At 60.5% G+C, this 8991-nt stretch carries 7 protein-coding genes; 3 read left to right on the top strand and 4 right to left on the bottom strand.

Features of this window, described 5'->3' with window-relative positions; translation table 11 throughout:
• Positions 1 to 182: 182 nt before the first annotated feature.
• From FVQ81_17535 to FVQ81_17520, 4 genes are read right to left on the bottom strand one after another with little or no spacing between them, the layout of a single operon-like run.
• The gene (locus tag FVQ81_17535; protein MBW7998334.1) at positions 183 to 1628 is read right to left on the bottom strand and encodes a DUF4832 domain-containing protein; all 1446 of its coding nucleotides are present in this window, start codon (positions 1626 to 1628) and stop codon (positions 183 to 185) included.
• Between the two features lie 42 nt (positions 1629 to 1670).
• Positions 1671 to 3353 (bottom strand): amidohydrolase, encoded by a 1683-nt coding sequence (locus tag FVQ81_17530; GenBank protein MBW7998333.1) that lies wholly within the window; start codon positions 3351 to 3353, stop codon positions 1671 to 1673.
• A 10-nt stretch (positions 3354 to 3363) separates the two neighbouring features.
• Positions 3364 to 4767 carry a DUF4832 domain-containing protein gene (locus FVQ81_17525; GenBank protein MBW7998332.1) on the bottom strand — a complete coding sequence of 468 codons (1404 nt, stop codon included), beginning with the start codon at positions 4765 to 4767 and terminating at the stop codon, positions 3364 to 3366.
• A 44-nt stretch (positions 4768 to 4811) separates the two neighbouring features.
• Entirely contained in the window at positions 4812 to 5810 is a 999-nt protein-coding gene (locus FVQ81_17520) for an aldo/keto reductase (GenBank protein MBW7998331.1), read from the bottom strand.
• 555 nt (positions 5811 to 6365) lie between these two features.
• Here FVQ81_17520 and FVQ81_17515 point away from each other — a divergent pair.
• Genes FVQ81_17515 through FVQ81_17505 form a run of 3 tightly spaced genes read left to right on the top strand, consistent with a single transcriptional unit; the run spans position 6366 to position 8952 of the window.
• Complete coding sequence (locus FVQ81_17515) at positions 6366 to 7457, top strand: hypothetical protein (GenBank protein MBW7998330.1); 1092 nt, start codon at positions 6366 to 6368, stop codon at positions 7455 to 7457.
• Positions 7405 to 8229 carry a DUF1080 domain-containing protein gene (locus FVQ81_17510; GenBank protein ID MBW7998329.1) on the top strand — a complete coding sequence of 275 codons (825 nt, stop codon included), beginning with the start codon at positions 7405 to 7407 and terminating at the stop codon, positions 8227 to 8229. The genes FVQ81_17515 and FVQ81_17510 overlap by 53 nt, the downstream gene beginning before the upstream one ends.
• 12 nt (positions 8230 to 8241) lie before the next feature.
• Complete coding sequence (locus FVQ81_17505; protein MBW7998328.1) at positions 8242 to 8952, top strand: DUF1080 domain-containing protein; 711 nt, start codon at positions 8242 to 8244, stop codon at positions 8950 to 8952.
• Positions 8953 to 8991 lie beyond the last annotated feature (39 nt).

The raw sequence follows: 8991 nt of genomic DNA, 5'->3' as shown, positions 1-8991 counted from the left end.
GGGTGAAAAACGGGACACATCAGTATGTATTTTCATAAATAATTTCGCCGTCGAACACGGTGTACAATACTCGTGAATTCATTATTTCGCGCTCACCCGCTTCCAGCAGGTTGCGGTCGAAAACGGCCAGGTCGGCCAGCATGCCGGGCGCGGCTTTGTCCTTGCCTTTGACTTTCAAGCCTTTACTTCAGTGAGTCTTCCTTCACGGCTATCTTACCCAGCGGATACCAGCCGTCGCTGCGGCGGCCCTCGATTGCAATCTGCACCGCTGGTTTACGCGTGCGCTTGTCGAGAATACCTATCTGAAGTTCGTAGTCGCCCTCGGGCATGTCTACCGGCAGAAACGCAGCGTCGTTCCAGATGATATCTCCGGGCAGCCAGCCACGCATGTCCTCGTCGAAATAGAACTCCTCGGTGCGGTTCTTGCCCACCATCCGCAGGGCCAGCGTGTATTCGCGGTAGATCGGTGCCACGCCCTTGTTTTCCCACCATGTGCGGAAACCGAGTTTGCCGTGGGGGCGGACCTTGTCCGGGTAAGAGATACGTCGCAGCACGAACCGATAGCCCATTTTGTTGAGCCAGCGGTTGACCTCGGGCCACCATTCCGGCGGCACGGCGGAACTCTTGGCGTTGAAACTGCTGATATGCCATTTCAGGCTCTGGTCGAAAATATAGCGCACCTGCTCCAGGTTGTAGCCTTGCTTGTCTCGCCAGTTGAGCAGCGTGCCGCAGATCTCAAGTGTCACAGGCGCGGTCTTCCAGGCATCGGCCATGCCGAAATCGATTATCCCCTGGGGGTAATAATCCCACATGTGGGTCCAGCCGCCCGGGTCTTTGGCCCAGAACCCCAGATCGCCAATGCAGTCCACCCGCCAGCCGACATTCCCTTTTTCCCGTCCGTACTTGTTGGTCTTCTCATCGGTGAGCAGCATCACCTTGTGCGTCTTCTTGAAAGCATCTAGGTAAGCATCCACCAGCCTCTTGCGGGTCTTATCCTGCAGCACCGCCGAGCCAGCCCCCTCGCCCCAGTAGCCAACGAGGGACATATCGACCAGCTCCAGGTCCGGGTGGCCATCATAACGGTCGCCCAGGTCGTGGACCATGTCGGTAAAATGCTCGATATAGCGCGGGTCATCTGCATCCACGCGCCATCTGTAATATTTTTTTTCTTCCGGTTTTTCTTCCTTTCCGAAAAGCTCCCGCACCCAGCCAGGCACATCCCGCTCCGGCCCGCTGCCGTAAGGGGCAATACGCAGCAGCAGGGTCTGGCCTCGCTCGGCGGCAGTTTTCAGGGCCTTGTCGATTATGTCCCAGTTATACTTGTCCTCTTCCGGCTCAAGGAACTTCCAGTAGACCCGGAAATAGGCGGTCGAGGCGGCCGGGTAGTCCGGGTTGGTCAGGTCGCCATCGAAATCCTGGTACACGATGGCCTCTGCCTCGGTCCAGCCACTCCCCGCGTTGAGAGTATCGCCGTTGAAGCGCTGGAACGTCATGAACCCGATTCCCGGGTTGACCAGCACGCTGTCGATCTCCACCGGCCGCACCAGAGTGGTATCCGGGTACTTGTCCTGAGCCGCCAGAATGGAGAAACTCAAGAGGCAGAGCGATACGAGCAGCAGTCTTTTCATTTTCGTCCTCCGCTGGTGTTGAGGGGTGAAAAACGGGACACATCAGTATGTATTTTCATAAATAATTTCGCCGTCGAACACGGTGTACAATACTCGTGAACTCATTATTTCGCGCTCGCCCGCTTCCAGCAGGTTGCGGTCGAAAACGGCCAGGTCGGCCAGCATGCCGGGAACCAGCATGCCCTTTTCGCACTCCTGGAATTCCGCATAAGCGGGTACTGTTGTATAGAGTTTGATCGCCTCGGCCATCGAGATTTTCTCCTGCGGAATCCATCCCGGCCCATCCTCGCCGGCGCGGTCCTTGCGGCTCACAGCGGCGTAGAGTCCCTCCAGCGGGTCCAGGGCTTCCACCGGGGCGTCGCTGCCGAACGCCACCACCGCGCCGGCATCGAGCAGGCTGCGCCAGGCGTATGCGTACCGGCAGCGTGCTTTGCCCAGACGGCTCTCGGCATAGCTCCTGTCGGTGATACAGTGGGTGGGCTGCATGCTGGCGATCACGCCGAGAGAAGAGAATCGGGGGATATCCATTTCGGTCAGAATCTGGCTGTGCTCGATCCGGTGACGGCTGTCGCGGCGGCCGTTTTCGACTATCGCCTGCTGGTAGATATCCAGCACCAGGCGGTTTGCCCGCGTGCCGATAGCGTGGATCCCGATCTGGAAACCGCGCCTGTCTGCGATCAGCACTTTCCTGGTCAACTCCTCGACAGTCTGAACCAGTACGCCGGAGGTCGAGGGATTGTCATTGAACGGCCGGAACAGAGCCGCTGTGGCCGACCCCAGGGTCCCGTCCATGAAATTCTTGAGAAATCCGAACCGCAGCGTGGGATACTGCTCCCAGGCGGCTCTGAGCGCCTCGTAGCGAATCAGTGTGCTGATCTCATCGGTCAGCGATGGCGAATAGCTGATCCGGGCGGTCAGACGGTGCTCGCGGGCCAGTTTCTCCAGCACTTTCGGGTCGCCGCCGATTTCAGTTATGCTTGTCACTCCAACTTCGGCGGCGCGCCTCAGCGCCAGCGCGACACGTCTTTCCTGGACAGCGGGGTCATTGCGGGCCCCGTAGATTTCCGCTCCGAGCAGCCCCATGGCGTTTTCTTTCAGCACTCCAGTGGGTTCGCCGCTCTTATCGCGGACAATCGCGCCGCCCTCCGGGTCCGGTGTCGCCGAGGTAATCTTCGCCTCGCGAAGGGCATAACTGTTAACCAGCACACTGTGGCCGTCGACGCGGCGAAGGATCACCGGGTTGTCCGGCGAAACCGGGTCGATAAGGTCTTTGGTCGGCCATTGATCGCCGTCTCCCACCAGGGTCTGGTCCCATCTCATACCCTTTACCAGCTCGCCCTGTTCGGCCTGGCCCACTCTCTCCGCAACCAGTTGGCAGATCACATCCCAGCTGGTGACCCCCGCCAGGTCCAGCGATTCCATCGCCTCGCCAACCCCGAGAAGGTGGGCGTGGGCGTCGTTAAACCCCGGCGTGACAAACGCCCCGTCGAGTTCGATAACCCTGGTGCGCCCCGGCCCGATATACGCGGCGATATCATCCGCATCGCCCACCGCCGCGATCCGGTTGCCGCGAACCGCCACCGCCTCGGCCAGCGTGCGGGCGCTGTCGGCGGTGAATACCGTGCCGCCGGTCAGGACAAGGTCCGCCGGCTCCGGAGGAGAGGCACAGGCAAAGAGTGCAGCGAACGGCAGTAACACGAGGATCAAGAACCGATACCGCGCCATCGAGCCACCTCTATTTCATGGTTTCGCCGACCGTCAGCTTGCCCATCGAGTACCAGCCGTCGGCGGTCCGGCCCTCGATAGCCAGCTTGATTCCCGGTTTGCGGGTATGTGGATCGAGCAGCGCCAGCTGAATCTCGTATTCGCCCCCGGGCATTCCATGCGGGAGGAACACCGCGCTGTCGTAGACGATATCGCCGGGCAGCCAGCCGGTGATATCGGCGTCAGTCAGGAACACCTCGCTCCCGTCCCGGCCCTTCAGGCGGATGGCCAGCGGGTACTGACGGTATATCGGCGCGACTCCCCTGTTCTCCCACCAGGTGGTAATTTCCAGCTTGCCGTGGGGCCTGACCCGGTCGGGAAAGGTGAACTTGCGCAGCACGAACCGGTAGCCCAGCGACTTGAGCCAGCGTTCGAGCTGGGGCTGCCACTGCTTCGGCCAGACCGATGATTTGCCGTTGATCGAGGAGACATGCCATTTCAGCGACTGGTCGATGATATAATCGACATCGGCGGCGGCGTAGCCCTCGCGTTCGCTCCAGGTGGAAAACCTGCCGCAGATTTCCAGGGCCACGGGTGCGTGTTTCCACGAGTCACGCACACCGTAGCCGTAGATTGCCTGTGGATAGTAGTCGTTCATATGGTTCCAGCCGCCCTGCTCATTGGCCCAGAATCCCAGGTCACCCAGGCAGTCGACACGCCAGCCGACATTGCGCTGCGATACGCCGTAGCTGTTTGTCCGCCGGTCGGTCAGCAGCATGACCAGCTGGGTTTCCTCGAACGCATCCAGATAGGCGTCAACCAGTTTACGTCGGGTCGGTTCGCTGAGCAGGGCGCTGCCGGCGCCCTCTCCCCAGAATCCCACTATGCCGATATCGACAAACTCCAGGTCCGGGTGACCGTCGTAACGCCGTCCCACCGCGGCGGCCATTTCGGTGAGCGCGCGGATATAGCGCGGGTCCTCGTGGTCCACTCGCCAGTAACCGTGGGGCAGCTCCCCGCTGGGACCGATCTCGTCGCGCAGCCACTGCGGGATATCGGCGTCACGCCTGTTGCCGTAAGGTACAATCCGCAGCATCAGACGCTGGCCGCGCTCTGTTGCCAGCTTCAGCGCCCGGTCGATCAGATACCAGTTGAACTTCCCGCGCTCCTCCTCGAAATAACGCCAGTCGAACCGGAGATAGGCCAGGGTGCACTCGGGGTACTCGTCGCCGGCCAGGTCCGGTCCGGTGATCGGGTAGGTGCCGTCGGGGCCCTTGCGGTGGCTGATATGCTGGCTGATGTTGAAGCCCATCCCGGGGTTGACCAGCACACTGTCGATCTCCACCGGCCGGACAATCACTGTCCGCTGTGCATTCGCCGATGCAGCGGTCCCGAGCACCGCGGCAACCATGATTGAGACGATAGCAAGTTTCACCTGAGCTGCTCCGTGCGTTGAAGTTAGCTGCGGTTACAAGCCCCTCAGACTTCCAGGTCCTGGGTCCAGGGGTCGCGGGTCCATTTGAACTGCTTCATTTCCTCCAGGATTTCCGGGCTCAGCAGATCCATCCCGCCCACTTTCACGTTCGCCTCCAGCTGCTGCCGGTTTTTCATGCCGACTATCACTGTGGAGGCGTCCTTGTGGCTGAGCGTGTACAGCAGCGCCAGCTCGACCATGCTCAAATCGGGCAGGCGGTCCTCCTTCCAGCGACGGATTCCCTCCACCCGCTTGATCGTCGCCTTGAGGTTGTTGCCGCCGAAATACTTGCGCCGGAAGTCGCCCTTGGGGAAAGTGGTGTTCTCGTTGAACTTACCGGTCAACGAGCCCTCGTCCAGCGGAACGCGGATGATTGTGCCCACACCGTTGGCCCCGCAGGGTTCCAGCACGCTTGCGGCCGTACGCTGCTCGAAAATGTTGTAGATCACCTGGACGCTGTCCAGCTTGCCCCGCTCCACCAGCGGAGTGACATCCTGGGGATTCTGCTCGCTGGCCGAGATCCCGAATGCGAGAATTTTGCCCTCATCTCTAAGCTTCTCGAACGTTTCGTACCACTCGTCGTATTTGTTGAACCCCACAGTCCAAGTGTGGAGCTGCATCACGTCGACCGCCTCCACGCCCAGGTTTTTGAGGCTGAACTCTGTGCGCTCGCGCAGATAGCTTGCCGTGTAAAACTGCTGGATATCGTCGAAATCACGGTCCACCCACCAGTGCTTGCCGCAGGGCGGAATCTTGGTGGCCACGAAGACCCGCTCGCCGCCGGAGCGTTCGGAGAGCATCCTGCCGATCAGCCGCTCACTGTGTCCGTCGCCATAGGCCTGGGCCGTGTCGATAAAGTTGATACCCTTCTCCAGCGCCTCGTGCATCGTGCGGACCGAGACCTCGTCGTCCGTCCTGCCCCACGCGTCCCCGCCGATAGCCCAGGCCCCGAACCCCACTTCACTCACTTTCCAGCCCATCCGTCCGAAAGTACGATAACGCATGCCGCCCCTCCGCTGAATCGATTAAGCAATCCTTTCCGCATTTTTACCGGGTTTTCAAAATCGCCTTTCAGCCTGCCGCTGTCAAGGCAGACGCCGGTCAGGCTTGACAAGAGTCAATCCAGTGGTTAAAGTCCCGCCTGGCTGCACGCCGGCGCCAACATCCTGCTGCAGAACGCAATCGGCCTCTGTTCACTGGCGGTGGGGCTGGGGCTGGGTCGGACTGTCTGAAGCATTTCCCGCCAGGATTGGATTGACTGCCACGCGCATTGCGTTTAAGTTTGAATATCACCGCCCCGGAGCGTGAACTGGCGCGGAAAAGCGGCTCCACCGGCTGCGGCTGGCCGCCGCGCTTGAGGATGCATTCGGGGTGGAGCTGGCCGGAGCGGGAGTGGCCCGTGCCGTTACAGTGGGCGATATCTCCCGGCTGGTGACCGATAAACTCGATCGGAAGTCGTGAACTGATATTTTTCCAGCTAATCTCAGTCTGCCGGATAACTGAATCCGGACCTTGCAGATCGATCACCAAGTAACTATTTGACCGGAGTGGGGGCCATCATGAAAATTAACTGTTATGCAGCCGCGGGGGCGATCCTGGCAATTATCGCCTGCTCGGGCGGAGAGAACGCGCCCGGCGCCGCCGCCGGTGGTTCAGCGGAGAAAGAGACGATGAAACCGATGATCGAAATTACGCACGACCAGGCCAACCGTCAGGTGGACGTCACTGTCGACGGCCAGCCGTTCACCAGCTACTGCTACTGGGAGAGGCTTTACAAGCCGGTAATCCATCCGATCCGGGCCGCCGACAGCCGGATTTACAGCCGCAGCTTCCCGGTGGCGATGGTGCCCGGCGAGCGGGTCGACCACCCGCACCACCTCTCCCACTGGTTCAACTACGGCGATGTCAACGGGATCGACTACTGGGGCACCAGCGATTCGGTTAACCTCGAATCGGGACGGTACGGGCGGATTGTCCACCGCTCGGTCGATGCGATCTCCGGCGGCCATGGCACGGGCAGTATCGAAGTGACCATGGACTGGCAGACCCTGGAGGGTGCGAAACAACTCACCGAGCACGACAAAATTTTCTTCCGGGCCGAGGGCAACCTGCGGATTGTCGACCGGGTGATTACCCTGACCGCCGCTGATGAGCGGATCGTGTTCGGCGATACGAAGGAAGGCGCGTTCGGTATCCGGCTGACCCGCTCCCTGGAGGAACCCAGCGACGAGCCGTTGCGGTTCGTGGACGAGCACGGCGATATCACCGAGGTGGCCCGGCTGGCCAACGAGGGCGTGGACGGCACCTACCTGAGCAGCGAGGGCAAGGTGGACGAGCGCGAGGTGTGGGGCACCGCCGCCAAGTGGTGTATCCTGACCGGTACGGTGGAAGGCAAGGCGGCCACGGTGGGCATTTTCGGCCATCCCGAAAACCCCACCTACCCCACCTACTGGCATGCCCGGGGCTATGGCCTGTTCGCCGCCAACCCGTTTGGCTGGAAGACTTTCACTAAAGGTGAAAAAGAGTTAAATTTCACTTTGGAACCGGGCCGGTCGGCCACGTTCCGGTTCAGGATCGTGATCAGTACGGAAAAACTCGATGCCGCCGGAACCGAGGCTCTGTTCAACCAGTGGACGACCGATATCAACTGACGTTCCAGTTAGCACAACCCTCAGCATGGAGGAAAAAAGGATGACCAGCACCATTCTGCGTAAGCTCGCTTTCGGTATCACCCTGCTCACCGCGGCGGTGGCGTTTAACGTTTCTTCCGTTTACGCCCAGGGATCGACGAGCAAAGGCGAGGGCTGGATCGACCTGATCAAGAAGGGTGAGAACGGCAAGTACAACAAGCACGGCTGGAACCATTACGGCCCCGGCTACTTCGACCTTGACAGAGAAACCGGAGTGCTGACCGGCCACGGCGGGATGGGCCTTTTCTGGTACAGCGCCCAGCAGTTCGGCGACTTTGTTTTGGAAATGGATTTCAAGGTTGACGATAAGGCGACCAACAGCGGCGTGTTCATCCGTATTCCCTACGTGCCCACCAGCAACCAGTACATTTACGACTGTTTTGAGATCCAGATTTACGATGCGGCTCTGGACAAGGACATGGAGCACGTGCTGCACGAGGGCGCCAAGCCCACTCCCGGCGGGCCCTCGCCCAAGCAGGTCACCGGCGCGATTTATGACGCCAAGCCGCCCACAAAGCTGACCGCCAAGGCCACCGGCGAGTGGAACCATTACAAGTTCACGCTCAAGGGCTTGAACTACAAGATCGAGCTCAACGGCGAAGTGGTCAACGAGTGGGACGTCCAGCCCGCGGGCAAGGTGGCGACCCACTGGCCCAAGGGCTATCTCGGGCTGCAGAACCACGACGACCGCTCCAGCGTGCATTTCCGCAATATCCGGGTCATGCCGCTCTAGGGTTCGTCGCACATACCGATTTTCGCGCCCGGGCGGACGACCGTATCCGTCCGGGCGTTCTTCTTTCCAGGGGAGCTTATAGTGAAAAAAATCCTGCTGATATCCTCCCTCTGCCTGCTCGCCATCCACGCGCAGGCCGCCGCGGGTGAATGGCTGGAGCTGGTGGAGAAGAACGAATACGGCAGTTACACCAAGTTCGGCTGGAACCACGCCGGCGACGGTTATTTCACGATTGACCGGGAAACCGGCGAGCTGACCGCCCACGGCGGCGGCGGACTGCTGTGGTACTCAAAGCGGATGTTCGCCGATTTCGAGCTGGAGCTGGAGTTCAACTGCGACAGCGTCAACACCAACAGCGGCATCTTCCTGCGCGTACCCACCCTGCCTGAGAGCTACGACTATATCCACCACAGTTTTGAAATCCAGATCATGGACCGCTCCCGCCGCGGCCTGCTGCACGCCACCGGTGCAATCTACGACGCCGCTCCCGCAACCAGGCTGGCCTCGCTGGGACCGGGCAAGTGGAACAGAATCAAGATCACCTGCGATGGATTACACTACCTGGTGGTGCTCAACGGCGAGACCGTGGTGGACTGGATGGCCCGTCCGGCGGGGAAAATAGTCGACCACTGGCCGCAAGGGTATCTCGGCCTGCAGAACCACCACGGCGGCGGCGTGATCCGCTTCCGCAATATCAGGGTGAGGGAGATCGATGGGAAATGAGCCGCCACAAACCGGAACACGCGGGGAAATAACCGCACT

It is taken from the genome of Candidatus Glassbacteria bacterium (assembly GCA_019456185.1).
GTDB lineage: Bacteria > Gemmatimonadota > Glassbacteria > GWA2-58-10 > GWA2-58-10 > JAJRTS01.
This window is presented reverse-complemented; position numbering and strand designations above follow the sequence as displayed.